Source organism: Saccharopolyspora oryzae, from assembly GCF_027853915.1.
GTDB lineage: Bacteria > Actinomycetota > Actinomycetes > Mycobacteriales > Pseudonocardiaceae > Saccharopolyspora > Saccharopolyspora oryzae.
The window spans coordinates 16,145-33,162 of the sequence record NZ_JAQGLA010000038.1 but is presented as its reverse complement, the minus strand read 5'-3'; the positions used below and the strand labels follow the sequence as shown (position 1 = coordinate 33,162).

The 17,018-nt window shown below is 70.3% G+C and carries 16 protein-coding genes; 3 read left to right on the top strand and 13 right to left on the bottom strand.

Annotated elements, in window-relative coordinates; all coding sequences use genetic code 11:
* Positions 1 to 188: 188 nt before the first annotated feature.
* The gene (locus OU415_RS21745; protein WP_270950778.1) at positions 189 to 425 is read right to left on the bottom strand and encodes a glutaredoxin family protein; all 237 of its coding nucleotides are present in this window, start codon (positions 423 to 425) and stop codon (positions 189 to 191) included.
* A 406-nt stretch (positions 426 to 831) separates the two neighbouring features.
* Between OU415_RS21745 and OU415_RS21740 the strand changes: the two genes are divergently transcribed.
* On the top strand, positions 832 to 1,458 hold the full coding sequence (locus OU415_RS21740) for a sigma-70 family RNA polymerase sigma factor (RefSeq protein WP_270950777.1): 627 nt from the start codon (positions 832 to 834) through the stop codon (positions 1,456 to 1,458).
* Positions 1,459 to 1,646: 188 nt separating this feature from the next.
* Positions 1,647 to 2,528 carry an HAD family hydrolase gene (locus tag OU415_RS21735; protein WP_270950829.1) on the top strand — a complete coding sequence of 294 codons (882 nt, stop codon included), beginning with the start codon at positions 1,647 to 1,649 and terminating at the stop codon, positions 2,526 to 2,528.
* Positions 2,529 to 2,852: 324 nt separating this feature from the next.
* Here OU415_RS21735 and OU415_RS21730 read toward each other — a convergent pair whose 3' ends face one another.
* The 8 genes from OU415_RS21730 to proC all read right to left on the bottom strand — a co-directional run bounded on the left by OU415_RS21730 (position 2,853) and on the right by proC (position 10,839).
* Positions 2,853 to 3,260 carry a VOC family protein gene (locus OU415_RS21730; protein ID WP_270950776.1) on the bottom strand — a complete coding sequence of 136 codons (408 nt, stop codon included), beginning with the start codon at positions 3,258 to 3,260 and terminating at the stop codon, positions 2,853 to 2,855.
* A gap of 161 nt (positions 3,261 to 3,421) precedes the next feature.
* Positions 3,422 to 4,003: an HdeD family acid-resistance protein gene (locus OU415_RS21725; protein ID WP_270950775.1), complete on the bottom strand. Its 582-nt coding sequence runs from the start codon at positions 4,001 to 4,003 to the stop codon at positions 3,422 to 3,424.
* A gap of 160 nt (positions 4,004 to 4,163) precedes the next feature.
* A complete protein-coding gene (locus OU415_RS21720) occupies positions 4,164 to 6,686 on the bottom strand; it encodes an ATP-dependent Clp protease ATP-binding subunit (protein WP_270950774.1) in 2,523 nt (840 codons plus the stop codon).
* 292 nt (positions 6,687 to 6,978) lie between these two features.
* On the bottom strand, positions 6,979 to 7,887 hold the full coding sequence (locus OU415_RS21715) for a lysophospholipid acyltransferase family protein (protein ID WP_270950773.1): 909 nt from the start codon (positions 7,885 to 7,887) through the stop codon (positions 6,979 to 6,981).
* Complete coding sequence (locus OU415_RS21710; protein WP_270950772.1) at positions 7,887 to 8,936, bottom strand: NAD-dependent epimerase/dehydratase family protein; 1,050 nt, start codon at positions 8,934 to 8,936, stop codon at positions 7,887 to 7,889. Before OU415_RS21710 ends, OU415_RS21715 begins: the two co-directional genes overlap by 1 nt.
* Positions 8,937 to 9,358: 422 nt before the next feature.
* Entirely contained in the window at positions 9,359 to 9,460 is a 102-nt protein-coding gene (locus OU415_RS21705) for a 30S ribosomal protein bS22 (RefSeq protein ID WP_010241351.1), read from the bottom strand.
* Between the two features lie 201 nt (positions 9,461 to 9,661).
* Positions 9,662 to 9,886: a helix-turn-helix domain-containing protein gene (locus tag OU415_RS21700; RefSeq protein ID WP_150067011.1), complete on the bottom strand. Its 225-nt coding sequence runs from the start codon at positions 9,884 to 9,886 to the stop codon at positions 9,662 to 9,664.
* A 137-nt stretch (positions 9,887 to 10,023) separates the two neighbouring features.
* Entirely contained in the window at positions 10,024 to 10,839 is an 816-nt protein-coding gene (gene proC, locus OU415_RS21695; protein WP_270950771.1) for a pyrroline-5-carboxylate reductase, read from the bottom strand.
* Between the two features lie 154 nt (positions 10,840 to 10,993).
* Here proC and OU415_RS21690 point away from each other — a divergent pair, with 154 nt between their 5' ends.
* Entirely contained in the window at positions 10,994 to 12,622 is a 1,629-nt protein-coding gene (locus OU415_RS21690) for a long-chain fatty acid--CoA ligase (protein WP_270950770.1), read from the top strand.
* A gap of 175 nt (positions 12,623 to 12,797) precedes the next feature.
* Here OU415_RS21690 and OU415_RS21685 read toward each other — a convergent pair whose 3' ends face one another.
* The 4 genes from OU415_RS21685 to OU415_RS21670 all read right to left on the bottom strand — a co-directional run bounded on the left by OU415_RS21685 (position 12,798) and on the right by OU415_RS21670 (position 16,892).
* Positions 12,798 to 13,586 carry a thioesterase family protein gene (locus OU415_RS21685; RefSeq protein WP_270950769.1) on the bottom strand — a complete coding sequence of 263 codons (789 nt, stop codon included), beginning with the start codon at positions 13,584 to 13,586 and terminating at the stop codon, positions 12,798 to 12,800.
* Between the two features lie 96 nt (positions 13,587 to 13,682).
* Positions 13,683 to 14,540: a sugar phosphate isomerase/epimerase family protein gene (locus OU415_RS21680; protein ID WP_270950768.1), complete on the bottom strand. Its 858-nt coding sequence runs from the start codon at positions 14,538 to 14,540 to the stop codon at positions 13,683 to 13,685.
* A 136-nt stretch (positions 14,541 to 14,676) separates the two neighbouring features.
* On the bottom strand, positions 14,677 to 15,867 hold the full coding sequence (locus OU415_RS21675) for a hypothetical protein (RefSeq protein WP_270950767.1): 1,191 nt from the start codon (positions 15,865 to 15,867) through the stop codon (positions 14,677 to 14,679).
* Positions 15,864 to 16,892: a Ppx/GppA phosphatase family protein gene (locus tag OU415_RS21670; protein WP_270950766.1), complete on the bottom strand. Its 1,029-nt coding sequence runs from the start codon at positions 16,890 to 16,892 to the stop codon at positions 15,864 to 15,866. Before OU415_RS21670 ends, OU415_RS21675 begins: the two co-directional genes overlap by 4 nt.
* Positions 16,893 to 17,018 lie beyond the last annotated feature (126 nt).

The following is a 17,018-nucleotide window of genomic DNA, read 5'->3' as shown; positions in this document are numbered from 1 at the left end:
ATCCGCACCGGAGTTCCGGCGGCCGGACCCCTACACCGTAACCACTTGTGAACGCATGCACAAAGTCGTCGCGGTCGTATCGGCCCGGAGGCGCAAACCTTCCCCGCCATCATTGCCGATAGCCCCCCGACGTGCCAAAACGCGTGGTCCAGGGCACGTGACGGGCGTCGCGGCGGGCGAGCTCGTCCTCAGTCGGCCAGGGCGCGCCGGAAGCGCTCCTCCTCGACCCGCCAGAAGCCGTGCTCGTCGCCGTCGATCAAGATCACCGGGACCCGGTCACCGTACTCAGCGCGCAGTTCCGGATCGGCGTCGACGTCCTGCGCGGACCACGTGGTGCCGAGCTCAGCGCAGATCCGGCGCACGTCGGCGATCGCGTCGTCGCACGCGTGGCAGCCGTCGCGGGTCATCACGGTCACTTGGTGCATACCGCCGCTCCAGGGGAAAGATTCGAGCCGTTTTCCAGGGCTTCACGGTACCCAGCCGGGCACCTCGGACCGTGCACCGAACACCGCTGGTCAAGTGTCCAAAATCACCTCTTGGAGCGAGCCCGGCGGACGCTCGTCGACACGCTGCGTGACGACACGATCACCGCGTTGCACTACCTACTTCTGAGTAACAACACGTATGCTGCTGCTCCAACGCCCACGCCCCGGGCGCAAACCAGATGCACCTGGGGCCCGAACGAGCGACCCCGACACCGCCACGAACGACTGCTCGCTCGGCCACCGGAGGAGGGTGTCCGCCAGGACACCGCGACATGACGCCGGACCTGGTGCGTCTCCCCCGAGCACCGGGAACCGGCCCGCCAACGAAGGCAGGAGGTCGCAAGAGATGAGCAGCCCCAACGCGCTCGCACCCCCCGCCCCGGAAGTCGCCCGCCGCGTCGAGACCCCGCTCGCCCCGATCACGGGCAACTGGGCCTACGTCAGCGCAGCCCAGCAGGGCGACAACGACGCCTTCGGGCACCTCTACGACGAGTACGCCCAGACCGTCTACCGCTACGTGCTCTTCCGGGTCAGCGACCACTGCCTGGCCGAGGACATCACCAGCGAGACCTTCCTGCGCGCGCTGCGCCGGATCGCCTCGATCAGCTACCAGGGCCGCGACGTGGCCGCCTGGTTCATCACCATCGCGAAGAACCTGATCCTCGACCACATCAAGTCCAGCCGGTACCGGCTGGAGATCCCCACCTCGGACTGGACCGACAACCTCCCGACCCACCGCGCGCACTTCGGACCCGAGCAGCACGTGCTCACCGAGGCCACCCACCACGAGCTGCTGCGCTGCGTCCGCCAGCTCAACCCCGACCAGCGGGAGTGCATCCGGCTGCGGTTCCTGCAGGGCCTGTCGGTCACCGAGACCGCGGCCGCGATGCAGCGCAACGAGGGGGCGGTGAAGGCGCTGCAGCACCGGGCGATCCGCCGCTTGGCGCAGCTGCTGCCGGACGATCTCCGCTGAGTCGTTGCCGCGCCTGCCGGAGGTGCGCAAAGGTGGTTGCCGACAGGCTCTAAGCTAGAAGCCTGCTGAGCCGAACGGCCCAGGGTCGGCAAGACCAGGAACTTTCGCACGAACACTCCGGAGGACCCCAGGGAGGCGCGGCGGTGCCGACACGTCAGGGCTCGGCCGATGACGCGGAGCAGCGCGGCCTGCGCACGACCGGGCAGGTCGACAGCGCGAAGGTGGCCGGTCGCGCTTCAGCGGAAGCCGCCGTCGCCGCGGCCCCCGGCCCGGACGGCTCGCTGGCCACTCCGCCCGATCTCACCGCGGCGGCGTTCTTCGACGTCGACAACACGATGATGATGGGCGCCTCGCTGTTCCACTTCGCCCGCGGACTTGCCGCCCGCAAGTTCCTCACCGCCACCGACCTCGCCGGGTTCGCCTGGCAGCAGCTGAAGTTCCGGGTCGGCGGCACGGAGAACCACCAGGACATGCAGGCCAGCCGCGAGCAGGCGCTGTCGTTCGTGGCCGGCCGCAAGGTCTCCGAGCTGGTGGAGCTCAGCGAGGAGATCTACGACGAGCTGATGGCCGACCGGATCTGGGCGGGCACCCGGGCGCTGGCGCAGATGCACCTGGACGCCGGGCAGCGGGTCTGGCTGGTGACCGCGACGCCGGTCGAGCTGGCGCAGATCATCGCGCGCCGCCTCGGCCTGACCGGCGCGCTGGGCACGGTCGCGGAGAGCGAGAACGGCGTCTACACCGGACGTCTGGTCGGCGAGATGCTGCACGGGCGGGCGAAGGCGCACGCGGTGCGCGCGCTGGCGGCCAGCGAGGGCCTGGACCTGCGCCGCTGCACGGCGTACTCGGACTCGGCCAACGACATCCCGATGCTGTCGGTGGTCGGCACTGCGGTGGCGGTGAACCCGGACCAGCGGCTCCGCGACATCGCCCGCGCCCGCGCCTGGGAGGTCCGCGACTTCCGCACCGGCCGCAAGGCGGCGCGCATCGGCCTGAACTCGATGCTCGGCGCCAGCGCCATCGCCGGAGCGATCGCAGCAGGCCTCGCCTACCGCCGCCGCGACCGCTCCTGACCCGCATTGAGGTTTTTCCATCCTCGTCCTGCGTGGCGGTGCGGGTAGCGGAACCTCAGCGCCCGCCTGGACTGCGGGTGCCCGACTTTATGTATGCCAATACACGGCAGCCGGGCCGTCCTCGCCAGGCGAACGCTGAGAACCCGCGGCGGCGCAAGCTGCGAGGGTGGGCTATGCGCCTGCGGCGCATGCGACTCTCACCGCACGGCGCCGGTCATGCCTCGCGGTCAAAGGCCGTACCGGATGCAAGTTCAATGGGAATCAGACGTCCAATTTCCATTAAAATCGTGGACCTGATTTCCATTGAATTTGCGGGGACCGGGGTCAGCTGGGGCTGATGTCGACCATCCACGTGATGCCGAAGCGGTCGGTGCACATGCCGAAGACGTCGCCCCACATCTGCTTCTCGAGCGGGACCGCGATGACGCCGTCCGCTGAGAGCTTCTCCCAGTAGCCGCGCAGTTCCGCGTCGTCGTTGCCGGTGAGGCTCACCGAGATGTTGTTGCCGGGCTTGTGCTCCATGCCGGCCGGGACGTCCGCGGCCATCAGCGTGAAGCCGCGGTCGTTCTCCAGCATCGCGTGCATGATCTTGTCGGCTTCGCCCGCTTCGCCGACACCGGCGTCGCCGTAGGTGCTGGTCCGCAGGTTCCCGCCGAAAACGCCCTGGTAGAACTCCATCGCCTGCTGGGCGGTTCCGTCGAAGCTGATGTACGGGTTGAGACGAGAAGACACCGGGGATCCCCCTTCGCTCGAACTCTGGCCCCTTGCAGGCTAGGCGCGCGGACCGACACCGGCGCGGTGGAGAACCCGGGCCGGTGCGGCGTCATCCCCGCCCGCCGCACCGACCCGTCCGGCCGGGCGCACCCCACCCGACGCGCCCGGACGAGCCGAGCTCAGGTCGACGCGACCCGCTTGGCGGCGCTGCGGATGCGGAACGCGGTGATGATCTCCACGACGCCGACCACCACCAGCCAGATCCCGCCGAACAGCACCAGCAGCGCGACCGACGCCAGCGGCGACACGATCAGCACCACCCCGCCCAGCGCGGTGAGGACGCCGAGGAAGATCCGCCAGCCGCGCGCGGGCATGTCGCGGTCGACCGCCGACGCGGTGATCTCCGTGACGCCGCGGAACAGCCAGCCGATCCCGATCCACAGGCCCAGCAGCAGGATCGACTGCATCTCGCCGCGGAAGCACAGCAACCCGAGCAGGATCGACAGCGCACCGCTGACGAACGCCAGCACGCGGAGGGCCACCGCGGTGTGCGTGCCGAACGCGGCGATGATCTGCAGGACCCCGCTGACCAGCAGGTAGATGCCGAACAGGGCGCCCACCACGAGCAACGTCGCGGCGGGCCACACCAGGGCCAGCACGCCCACCACGAGCGAGCAGAGCCCGACCACCAGGATCGACTGCCACGCCATCTTCGCCAGCCGCAGCCCGAGCTGCGCGGGTTCCTCCGGAAAGACGCTCATGAACCATCCTCCGCACGAGGTCCCGACCCCCGCACTCCCGAACCCCGCGCGTCATCAATCCGGGTGGTCGTGCCCGGTTCGGGAACCACAGTTTCAAGTGAAACTGTGATCCGCCGTGCCTGGGATCCGCAGTTTCAATTGAAACTGCGGTCACCGGGCATCACACGGCCGTGGATTCCTGTTCCCGGTTCCCGGCTTGTTGTTCGGGGACCGAGGGGCGGGCGAGGGTGCAGATGAGGTCGTCGTCCTCGATGGAGGCCAGGATGGTGTCGCCCGGCTGGACCTCGCCGCCGAGGAGCAGCTTGGAGATCCGGTTGTCCAGTTCGGACTGGATGGTGCGGCGCAGCGGCCGGGCGCCGAACTCCGGCTGGTAGCCGCGTTTGGTGAGCCAGCGCTTGGCTTCGTCGGTGACCTCCAGGTCGACCTCCTGCGCGTGCAGGAGCCGTTTGCTGCGGTCCAGCAGCAGGTCGACGATGTGCGACAGGTCGTCCTGGGCGAGCCGGTGGAAGATGATGATGTCGTCGATGCGGTTGAGGAACTCCGGCGCGAAGCCGCCGTGCAGGTCGTCCATCAGCTGATCGCGGATGTCCTCCACCGGCCCCTCGTGCGCGAGGATCCGCTGGGCACCGATGTTGCTGGTCATGATCACCACGGTGTTGCGGAAGTCCACGGTGCGGCCCTGCGCGTCGGTGAGCCGGCCGTCGTCGAGCACCTGCAGCAGCGCGTTGAACACGTCCCGGTGCGCCTTCTCGATCTCGTCGAACAGCAGCACGCTGTAGGGCTGCCTGCGGACCTTCTCGGTCAGCTGCCCGGCCTCCTCGTAGCCGACGTAGCCGGGCGGCGCGCCGAGCAGCCGGGACACCGTGTGCCGCTCCTGGAACTCGCTCATGTCGAACCGGATCAGCCGGTGCTCGTCGCCGAAGAGCATCTCGGCGAGCGTCTTGGCCAGCTCGGTCTTGCCGACGCCGGTGGGGCCGAGGAACAGGAACGAGCCGATCGGCCGGTTCGGATCGCCCATCCCGGCCCGGCTGCGCCGCACCGCCTCGGCCACCGCGGTGACCGCCTCGTCCTGGCCGACGACGCGGTCGTGCATCGCCTCCTCGAGCTTGAGCAGCCGTTCCTTCTCGCTCTCGGTCAGCTGCGAGACGGGGATGCCGGTGCGCTTGGACAGCACCTCGGCGATGTCCTGGACCGTGACGTCGGTGATGCCCTCCCGCCGCTCGGCGATCCCGGCCAGCTCGCCTTCGGCGACCTCGATCCGGTGCTTGAGCTCGGCAGCCCGGTCGAACTCCTCGGCGGCGACGGCCTGGTCCTTCTCCCGGCGCAGCTTGGCGATCTCGTCCTCGCGCTCGCGGGTCCCGGTGCTGCGGTGCAGCATCCGCAGCCGCACCCGCGCGCCGGTCTGGTCGATCAGGTCGATGGCCTTGTCCGGCAGGAACCGGTCGCTGATGTAGCGGTCGGACAGCGTCGCGGCGGCGGCCAGCGCCTCGTCGGTGAACCGCACGCCGTGGTGCGCTTCGTAGGAGTCGCGCAGGCCTTCCAGGATCTGGATGGTCTCCTCGACCGTCGGCTCCGGGATCATCACCGGCTGGAAGCGGCGCTCCAGCGCGGCGTCCTTCTCCACGTGCCTGCGGTACTCGTCGATGGTGGTGGCGCCGACGACGTGCAGTTCTCCGCGCGCCAGGGCGGGTTTGAGGATGTTGCCCGCGTCCATGCTGCCCTCGGCCGCGCCCGCGCCGACCACGGTGTGCATCTCGTCGATGAACAGGATCACCGAGCCCTCCGCCTCGCGGACCTCGTCGATGACCTTCTTCAGCCGCTGCTCGAACTCGCCGCGGTACTGCGCACCGGCCACCAGACCGGTCATGTCGAGCGCGACGACCCGCTTGTCCTGCAACGTTTCCGGGACGTCGCCGGACACGATGCGCTGCGCGATGCCCTCCACGATCGCGGTCTTGCCGACGCCGGGTTCTCCGATCAGCACCGGGTTGTTCTTGCTGCGCCGGGACAGGATCTCGACGGTCTGCTCGATCTCGTCGCCGCGGCCGACCACGACGTCGACCTTGCCCGCGCGGGCCTCGGCGGTGAGGTCGCGGCCGTATTCGTCCAGCGTCGGGGTTTCGCTGCTCGGCGCGGCCGGGGTGCCTTCCGCCGCGGCGGAGCGCTCGACGCGGTCGCGGAGCCGGTCGGTGTTGATCTCCTGCGTGTCCAGCAGCCGCACCGAAGCCGCGTCCGGGTCGTCGAGCAGCGCGGCGAGGATGTGCTCCGGGCCGATGTAGGAGGCGCCGACGGCCTGCGACCGGGCGTGCGCACCGATCAGCACCCGCTTGGCCGCCGGGGTCAGGCCGGGGTTCGCCGACGGCTGGGTGCTCTCGCCGGGCAGGATCTCGGCGATCCGCTCGGCCAGGTGGTCCGGTTCCGCTCCGGCCTGCTCCAGCAGCTTGCGCGTCGCGTCGACCTGGGTGGCGGCCCAGAGCAGGTGCTCGGTGTCCAGGTCATCGCTGCCGTCCTGCTCGGCGCGGGCGGAGGCGCGGCGGATCAGGTCGGTGGCGGACTCGGTGAGCAGCCGCCCGATCGGCACCCGCTGCACGGCCGGCGGCGAGGTGCGCGGCGACATGCCGAAGAACCGGTTGAGCAGATCGGCGAAGGGATCTTGCGCGCCGAAGCCGGAAGGGAAGCTCATCATCCACCGCCAGGGGGCTGTAGGTCGGGAAACCTGGGCGAAAGCCGCGCTCGACCACCAACGCAAAGCGCGTCTACCAGCCCAAATAGACCAACCCTCGGCTCTCGCCGCAACGCGGCGCCAAGCCCGCCCCAGCCGTACAATCCCCGCCCCGACCAGCCGTCCGGCTCCGGGATCCGCAATTTCAATGGAAATCGGATGTCTGATTTCCATTGAAATTGCGGAAGTTCTCCACAGGACCCGGGACTTGTCCACAGGTGTCGGCGTGTCGGGACGGGCCGAAATCGGACGATCAGCCGAGGAAGACGTTGGTGCGTTGGGAGAGCAGGCGGTAGAGGGCCTGCTGGATGTTCTCGCGGACCTGGTCGCTGAGGCTGAACACCAGCATCGGGTCGTCCGCCGCGCCCTCCGGGTAGGACGCCGTCTCGATCGGCTCGCCGAACTCGATGTACCACTTCGACGGCAGCGGCACCGCGCCCAGCAGCCCGAAGTGCGGGAACAGCGGCGTGACCGGGAAGTACGGCACCCCGAGCAACCGGGCCAGCGGCTTGATGTCGGCCAGCTTCGGGTAGATCTCCTCCGCGCCCACGATGGCGCAGGGCACGATCGGCGCTCCCGTGCGCAGCGCCGCCGAGACGAATCCGCCGCGCCCGAACCGCTGCAGCTTGTAGCGGTCCTTGAACGGCTTGCCGATGCCCTTGAATCCCTCCGGCCAGACGCCGACCAGCTCGCCGTTGGTCAGCAGCCGCTCGGCGTCCGGGTTGCAGGCCAGCGTGTGCCCGGCCTTGCGGGCCAGCGCGCCGAGCACCGGCAGCTGGAACACCAGGTCAGCGCCGAGCATCCGCAGGTGCCGCGAGTCCGGGTGGTGGTCGTGCAGCGCGACGGTCGTCATCAGCGCGTCCCACGGCAGCGTGCCGGAGTGGTTGGCCACCACCAGCGCACCGCTGTCCCCTGGCACGTTGTGGGCGCCGATGGCCTCCACCCGGAACCACTTGTCGTAGAACGGCCGCAGCAACCGCAGGAAGACCTCGTCGGTGAGCTCCGCGTCGAAGCCGAACTCGTCGACCTCGTAGTCGCCGAGCAGCCGGCGGCGGGCGAAGGCGAGCACCTCGGTGACGGCGTCCTCCCACCCGGGCTCGGTCGGCTCCGGGATCTGCTCCCGGTCCGCTGCCCGCAGCGGGATCACCTGCGCATCCGCCATCACGACTCCACATCCCGCGCGAGCTTCATCACCAGGTCCCCGGCACCGCGCTCGGCCGCCAGGACGGTTTCGGGGTCCACCACCGGCCGCAGCCCGCGACCGCTGACGAAGTCGTCGAACGCCTGCCGCGTGGTCCAGCGCGGGGTGAACCCGAACTGCTCCCGGAGCCTGGTCGTGTCCAGCACCCGACCGAAGTTGAGGTAGCGCAGCTGCTCCGACGAGAAGTCGACCACCCGCGCGCTGCGGAAGAACTGCGTCACCGGCAGCACCGCGGGGCTCGGCAGCGGCAGCGCGATGCGACCGGCCCGCCGGATCGCCTGCGACAGCATCAGCACGCCGTCCCCGGCCACGTTGAACACCCCCGGGTGCTCGCCCAGCGTTGCGCGCTCCAGCACGGCCAGCGCGTCCTCGGAGTGCAGCAGCTGCAGCCGCGCGTCGAAGCCGAGCACGGTCGGCACCACCGGCAGGGCGAAGTAGCGGGTGAGCATCGCGTCGATGCGGGGACCGATCAGGTTGCTGAACCGCAGCGTGGTGATGTCCACGTCGGGGCGCCGCCGCCCGAAGCCACGCACGTAGCCCTCGATCTCCACCGCATCCTTGGCATAGCCGGACGACGGCAGGTCTTTGGGCTCCATCTCCTCGGTGAACACCGCGGGATCCCGCGAACTCGACCCGTACACGGCGCAGGTGGAGCGGACGACGACCTTGCGCACCTGCGGCGACTGCTGGCACGCGGCCAGCAGCTGCATGGTGCCGATGACGTTCATCTCCTTCACCACGGCCCGCCCAGCGGGTCCGGAGTGGGTGTTGACCGCCGCGTGCACCACGGTGTCGACGCCTGCGCCGGCGATGACCTTGCCGATCAGGGGATTCCGGATGTCGGCCCGGACGAACTCGGTGCGCCCCATCCGCCGCAGCAGATCGCGCCCGGGCTGCACGGTGTCCACGCCCAGCACCCGGTCGATCGCGGGGTTCGCGGCGAGCCGCGCGGCGAGGTGCCCGCCCAGGAAGCGGCTGACCCCGGTCACCAACACGACGTTCGGGCCCATTCGACTCCCTGCACCGGAACCAACCCCAGCGCGACCGATGCTACCGCCAACGGCACCACGCACAGCTACAACGAAGTAACCAACGGGAACCCGAACGACGACGCAGCGAGACGGGGCTCGCGATCACCTGTCGCCAAGCAAGCGGTAAACCGCACTGCGACGCACGACCGGCACCGCGCGGCGAGGGTCGCATGCGCCGCCAGGCGCATAGCCCACCCTCGCAACCGGCACCGCCGCGGGTTCTCAGACGTCGCCTGGCGAGGACGGCCCTGACGCCGTGTATTGGTCATACATAAGTCAGGGCACCCGCAGTCCAGGCGGCGTCTGAGGTTCCGCCACCCGCACCGCCACGCAAAGGGACCACACCCCTTCTGCAGACAAAAAACCGCCGCCGACAGCTCGTGTCGGCGGCGGGCGCTAGATCACTTGCCCAACTTGCGTCGCTGGACCCGCGTCTTGCGGAGCAGCTTGCGGTGCTTCTTCTTGGACATGCGCTTGCGGCGCTTCTTGATGACCGAGCCCATGCGGACTCCTTCGCTCTTGACGGTTCGGACGTCTCCCGCGCCGGTGCAGCCGCTACGAGCGCACCAGGCACGACCAACCCAAAACTTTACCTGCCCAGGTCCGGCGCCCTGCGGCCGTGGTCCTCGAAACGCCGCCGGGCACCGCTCGACGACCGCCGCGCAGGGTGCGCGACGATCGACTGCGGTGCCCGTCGACCTGTGTCAACCCGCGTTGTAGTAGGCGCTCTCCAAGTAGGCGTGGACGTCCTTTTCCGCCACCCGAAACGACCGGCCCACCCGTGCTGCGGGCAGCTCGCCGGCGTGGACGAGCCGGTAGACCGTCATCTTCGACACCCGCATCAGCTTGGCGACCTCGGCGACGGTGAGGAACCGCACCTGGCCCATGTTCGGAGGTGCCTGTTGGCTGGGTTCGGAGTTCGCAGACATGCTTCACCGTGCCCTTCGGCACGTGTCGCGCCGTCGGCTTCCCCTCCGACGGAAACCTCACGCACGTGCTCTATCGAGAGTAGCGGGACGGCTGGGGAACCTGCGATGGCCGAATTACCTGAGTATTGGCCCGTCGATCAGTCGTGGTCGTCGTGGGCTGCGCCGAGCTCTACGGACCGGTCGCGAGCTGCCTCGATGGCGTCGATCAGGGCCGCCCGGACACCGTGCTTCTCCAGCTCGCGGATGCCCGCGATGGTGGTGCCCGCCGGGGAGGTGACCGCCTCGCGCAGCATCACCGGGTGTCCGCCGCCCTCGCGGAGCATCGCGGCGGCGCCGACCGCGGACTGGACGATGAGGTCGGCGGCGGTGGCGCGCGGGATGCCCAGCAGGATGCCCGCGTCGATCATCGCCTCGACCAGGTAGAAGAAGTACGCCGGGCCGGAGCCGGACAGCGCGGTGACCGCGTCCTGCTGGCTCTCCGGGACCCGGGCCACCTTGCCGACGCTGCCGAGCAGCTCCTCGACCAGCTCCAGGTCCGCGTCCGAGGCGTGGGCGCCGCCGGAGATGGCGCTCATGGCCTCGCCGACCAGCATCGGCGTGTTCGGCATGACCCGGACCACCGCGGTGCCCTCGGGCAGCCGCCGCTCGAACAGCTTGGTGGGCAGGCCCGCGCACAGCGACACCACGAGCTTGCCGGACGGCAGGTTCGGGGCCATCTCGTCCAGCAGCGGTTCGATGTCCTGGGGCTTGACGGCGACGACGATGACGTCCGCGCGCTGCACAGCGGCGGCCACGTCCACGTGCGTGATGCCGTAGGTCTTGGTGAGCTCGGCCGCGCGGGTCGCGAACCGCTCGGTGAACAGCAGCTCCGCCGGGGCCCGTCCGGCCTTGAGCAGGCCCGTCAGCAGGGATTCCCCGATCTTTCCGGCTCCGAGTACGGCGATCGTCGTCATGCCGCTCAGGGTGCCAGAACACGCTCCGCGAACGACATCAGCCGCCCGCTGCCCGACGTGCGGAGATCTCCCGAATCCCGATCACAGCAGCTACTGTGTCTGCCACCACAGCGCCCGCCACGGCCATGCGATGCAGACCGAAGGAGCTCTGACCATGTTCAGCACGATGCAGGACGGCCCCCTTTCGATCGCCCGGATCCTCGAACAGGGCACCGGCCCGCACGGCGCATCTGGCCAGGTCATCACGTGGACCGGCGAGGGAGCGCGGCGTCGCAGCTACGCCGACGTCGGCCGCAGGGCGGCGCAGCTCGCGCACGCGCTGCGCGGCCTGGGCATCACCGGTGACCAGCGGGTCGCCACGTTCATGTGGAACAACGCCGAGCACCTGGAGGCCTACCTCGCGGTGCCGTCGATGGGCGCCGTGCTGCACACGTTGAACATCCGGTTGTTCCCGGAGCAGCTGGTCTACGTCGCCAACCACGCCGAGGACGAGGTGGTGCTGGTCGATCACACGCTGCTGCCGCTGTTCGGCAAGCTGCTGCCCGAGCTCAAGACGGTGCGGCACGTGGTCGTCGTGGGCGGCGACAAGGCCGCGCTGGAGGCCCCGCGGGGTGTCGAGGTGCACGGCTACGAGGAGCTGCTGGCCGGGCATCCGGTGCAGTTCGACTGGCCGGAGCTGGACGAGCGGTCGGCGGCGGCGATGTGCTACACCTCCGGCACCACGGCCAACCCGAAGGGCGTCGTCTACTCGCACCGCTCGATCTACCTGCACTCGATGCAGGTGTGCATGACCGACGGGATGGCGTTGTCGCAGGCGGATCGCGCGCTGGCGGTGGTGCCGATGTTCCACGCGATGTCCTGGGGGCTGCCCTACGCGGCGTTCATGGTCGGCGCCTCGATCGTCATGCCGGACCGGTTCCTGCAGCCCGAGCCGCTGGTGAAGATGACCGCGGCGGAGCGTCCGACGATGGCCGCGGCGGTCCCGACGATCTGGCAGGGCGTGCTGCAGTACCTGTCGGCGAACCCGCACGACGTGTCCTCGCTGAACGAGGTCGTGGTGGGCGGGGCGGCCTGCCCGCCGTCGCTGATGAAGACCTTCGAGGAGCAGTACGACATCCCGGTGCTGCACGCGTGGGGCATGACGGAGACCTCGCCGCTGGGCAGCGTGGCCCGGCCGCCGGTCGGGGTCACCGGGGACGAGCTGTGGAAGTACCGGTCCAGCCAGGGACGGCTGCCCGCCGGCGTGCGGGCGCGGCTGGTCGGCGACGACGAGCAGGTGCTGCCGTGGGACGGCGAGAGCGTCGGTGAGCTGGAGGTCCGCGGGCCGTGGATCACCGCTTCCTACTACGGCGACGACGATCCGGAGAAGTTCCACGACGGCTGGCTGCGCACCGGCGACGTCGGGTACATCACCCCGGACGGCTTCCTGCAGCTCACCGACCGCGCCAAGGACGTGATCAAGTCCGGTGGCGAGTGGATCTCGTCGGTGGACCTGGAGAACAAGGTGATGGGCCACCCGGCGGTCGCCGAGGCGATGGTGATCGGGGTGCCGGACGAGAAGTGGTCGGAGCGCCCGCTGGTCGCGGTGGTGCTGCGCGACGGCCAGCAGGCCGACGCCGAGGAGCTGCGCGACTTCCTGGCGGGCTCGCTGGCGAAGTGGCAGGTCCCGGAGTACTGGACGTTCATCGCGGAGGCCCCGAAGACCAGCGTCGGCAAGTTCGACAAGAAGCGCCTCCGCCAGCAGCACTCCGAGGGCCAGCTCGACATCACCCACCTCACCTGACCCACCCGGTCGAGGGATCTCCGGTGTCCCGCACCGGATCCGGTCTCGGCTGCGGAGGAACCACAGTTTCAATGGAAACTGTGGTTCCTCGTGGCTGGGTTTTACAGTTTCAATTGAAACTGCGGACCGACCCGGCGCGGTGCCCCGTTCTGAACGGCAGGCGGAGCGTCACTCGTCAGGGGGAGAGGGCGAGTTGGCGGGCTTGGCAGACGAGGCGGCCCACCGAGTCCACGACCGTGACGTCCTCGTCGAACCACTTGCCCTGGACCGCTCGGCAGTCCACCGCGAGGCGGAGCCAGCCGTTGGCCGGGGGCGTGCGGAGCAGGGCCGTCAGCTGGACCGTCGGGGCCCAGCCGGTGCGGGCCATGTTCAGCGTGACCGGCACCGCCAGGTCTCCGGCGACCAGGCCGAACAGCAGGTCCGGCTGGGCTTCCCGGGGTTTGACCCACATCCGCAGCCGGGGCGGTCCGGTGCGGCCGTCGAGGAACTCCGCGGTGTCGGCGTCCAGCCGCATGTCGCAGACCTCGGCCAGCGAGAAGAACTTCCGGGCTTCGCCGGTACCGAGGTCGATCGCGTTCGACGGCGGGTTCACCGGCATCTCGGGCACCTGCGACCACGCCGGCTCGCCCTCCGGGGACTTGCCGAGGGTGATCGTGGCGTCGACGCAGGTCTTCCCGCTCTGCTCGAGCACCGCCCGGGCCGCGGTCACCGTCTTGCCAGCCTTGAGGACCTCGGTGCGGATCAGCACCGGTCCCACCTTGGGCGGCCGCAGGTACTGCGCGCTGACCGCCAGCGGATCGAGCCCGGTCAGGTCGCCGAGCGACTTGGTCAGCAGCGCGAGCAGGTAACCGCCGTGCGGTCGGCTGCCCACGGCCCATTCCGGATGCAGGTTGGCGACGAAGCTGCCGTCGCCGAGCGGGCGCACCGAGGTGGCCGCCGCGAAGGGGTCCAGGGCCTCGGTCACATGCGGTCCAGTGGTCGACCGCGCTCGACGACCGATGCGCGCAACGTGTTCATGTTCACTGATTCTAGTGAACTCGACGGAAGTTGATCATTCCGGTCAGGTCGAGGACAGCGGCTGCAGGTGGAGGCGGGCGAAGAGCAGGGCTTCGGACAGCAATGCCGCTCGTTGCTGGGGATTGCGGGCCTTGCGGGTATTGATCTCGAGCACCACCGACCCCTGGTAGCCGTCGGCCGCGAGGGCCTCGCAGATCTCGGCGCAGGGCTGATTCCCCTGCCCTGGCACCAAGTGCTCGTCACGAGGTGCTCCCGTCCCGTCGGCCAGGTGCACGTGCGCGAGACCGCCCTTCATGCGCTTGAGCAGGTCGATGGGGTCCACGTGCGAGGCGGCGGCGTGCGACACGTCGAGCGTGTAGTTGCGGAAGCCCACCTCGGTCGGGTCCGGCGACGGCTTGAACGCCGAGAGCCCGCTCGCCTTCCCGCCGCGCAGCCGGTTCAGCGTGCTCGGCGGGCGCAGCGGGAACATGTTCTCCACCGCGACCGCGATGCCGCTGGTCTCCTCCAGCTCCGCGACGAGCTCGTTGAACCCGTCGGCGTAGCGGCGCTGCCAGCGGAACGGCGGGTGCACGACCACTGTGGACGCACCCAGCTCGCTGGCCGCCACCACTGCGCGGCGCAGCCGCTCTTCGGGTTCCGGCGACCAGACCCGCTGGGTGATCAGCAGGCAGGGCGAGTGGACCGCGAGGATCGGCACCCCGTGCTGCTCGGACAGCCGGTGCAGCGCGTCGACGTCCTGGCTGACCGCGTCCGCCCACACCATCACCTCGACCCCGTCGAAGCCGAGGTCGGCGGCCATCTCGAAAGCAGCGCGGGCTGGCTGCGGCCACACCGAAGCGCTGGACAACCCGACCGGGATGCGTCCCGGGGCGTCCTCGCGCGGTGGCGGTTGCACTGTCATGTCCTGCCAAGAATGACCGACGATCGCTGGGTGGTCACGCTGCGGTGCCCGCAAACGCCGTGCAGCTCACACCGCGGTGCTTCCGGTGCGAGTCTGCCAAATCCGGTCCTGGCCCGGTCCGCCAGGACCGGGCGAGCTAGTGGCTGATCAGCAGCAACGCGGCCGGCGACACCGTGCAGAACAAGCCGACGAGCACCGCGAGCAGGATCGTCTGCAGGTCGTTGTTGCGCAGGAACTTCCACGCGACCAGCACCAGCAGACCGGTGAACAGCAGCGCAGCACCCAGCGCGGCCAGCGCGTGGAAGCCCCACAGCCAGCGGAAGCCGAACCAGACCGCACCACCGGCGACGAGCCCGGCGACGCCCTGCAGCGCCAGCGTGCCCCACTCCTTGGCGGGCGACGGGGGTTCGGCGTCCTCCTCGTCCTCGTCGCGGTAGTCGTCCGCGTCCATCCCGGCGGGCAGCTCGGGGTCGTAGTCGTCCTCGTCGTACTCCGCCTCCGGCTCCTCGAAGGAGTCGAAGTCGTACGGGTCCTCGTCCTCGCGCTTCGGCTCTTCCTCGACCGGCTCCGGCTTCGGCTTGGCGACCGGGGCCGGCGGAACGGCCAGCACCTCGGTGCCCTCGGCGTCCGGCCGCGGCGCGGCGGCGGGCGCTGCGACGCGCGGCAGCTGCTCGGTGACGCCTTCAGGCGGCGGTGTGGGCTTCTTGGTCACCGTGGGCGGCACCGGCGGCGCGTCAGCGCGCAACGCGGGCTGCTGGATGGTCGCCTCGGCATCGCCCGCTGCCGGTGCCGGAGCGGGCTTCTCGACCGGGGCGGGCGCGGGCTTCTTGCCGCCGGCGGCGCTGGCGAACCGCTGGGCCCAGTAGCTCGCGCCACCGGCCTGGTTGCCGTCGGCTTCCCCGGGAGCGGCTTGCTCGGGTTCCGGAGCAGGCGGCGCGGGCGGAGCCGGCGGCTGTTGAGCCGCGGGCGGCTGGGCAGCCGGCGGCGGACCGGCCGGTGGCTGGGCGGCCGGCGGTTGAGCAGCGGGGGGCTGAGCGGCCGGAGGTTGGGCCGCGGGAGGCGGGGTGGCCGGTCGACGACCGGTGACCCGGTGGCTGCGGTGCTGCGGCGGCTCGGCGTCGGGCTGGATGGCCCGCATCTGGCCGCTGTCCGACAGCACCCGCTCGATGATCGCCTGCGGCGCGGTCTCGCTCGGGTCCTCGGCTCGCCTGCGCCGACGGCGGTTGCTGCTGCCGCTGCCCTTCTGGCCACCGCTGTTGCCGTACTCGGCCAGCAGCTCCGCCACTGTCCGCTGGGTGGGCTGATCGGCCCCGCTGTCCCGATTCATCGCTCCCACCGTGCCCCGTGCTCCGTCCGGCGTCCAGTTCCGTCCTCGGTCCCGGCGAGCCGCAACGCCGCTCGGGCCTGGATGGCAGTGTGACTGTCTCCGTTGGTGTGGTCCAGTCGCCGCAGGATCACCCCTTCACGCAACGCCCAGGGGCAGATGTCGAGTTCCTTCACCCCCAGGGCCTTCATGGTGGCCTCCGCCACCAGCGCACCGCCGACGAGCTGGTGGGCCCGTGCGGCGCTGACCCCGTCGAGGGCGGCCAGGTCCTGCGACGACATGCGGGTGATGAACGAGATCAGCTGGCGCAGGCCGGTGTCGGTGAGGCTGCGCGGCACCCGCGGACCGGCCGAGGCCGGGGCCGCGCCGGTCAGCCTGGCCAGCGACCGGAAGGTCTTGGAGCTGGCCACCGCCCGGTCCGGTCGGCTGAGCTTGCGGAACTGCTTGGCGGTGGGCGCGAGCTGGCCCTGCAGCCATTCGCGGAGCTTCTTGACCTCGCTCTGCCGCGGCGGATCGCCCAGCATGGTGCGGGCCATCCGCCCCGCGCCGAGCGGCAGCGACACCGCCAGGTCGGGTTGCTCGTCGATGCCCATCGCCAGCTCCAGCGAGCCGCCGCCGATGTCGAGCATCAGCAGGTTGCCCGCGGACCAGCCGAACCAGCGGCGTGCGGCGAGGAAGGTGAACCGGGCCTCGTCCTCGCCCGGCAGCACCTCCAGCTTGATGCCGGTTTCGGCCGCCACCTGGTCGATCACCTCGGCGGCGTTCTCCGCGTCGCGTATCGCCGAGGTCGCGAAGGCCATCAGCTCCTCGCAACCGGCCGCGATCGCCGACTCCTGGGCGTCGGCGACGGTGCGGACCAGCTCGGCGGCGTCGTCCTCGCTGAGGCGGCCGCCGTGCGCGCCGATCCGCTCGGCCAGCCGCAGCACGGACTTGTCCGATGTCATCGGGGTCGGATGGGCACCACGATGTGCGTCCACCACGAGCAGGTGGACGGTGTTGGATCCGACGTCGAGCACCCCTAGGCGCATGACCGACAAATTACCGGCTGCGCACGCGACCGGGGGCCGGGTGGGCCCGCAAACGGCCCACCCGCGCACCCCGAACAGCCCTCGGACCTGCTCGACCGGCGCATCTCGTGCTCCCGATCACGCGAT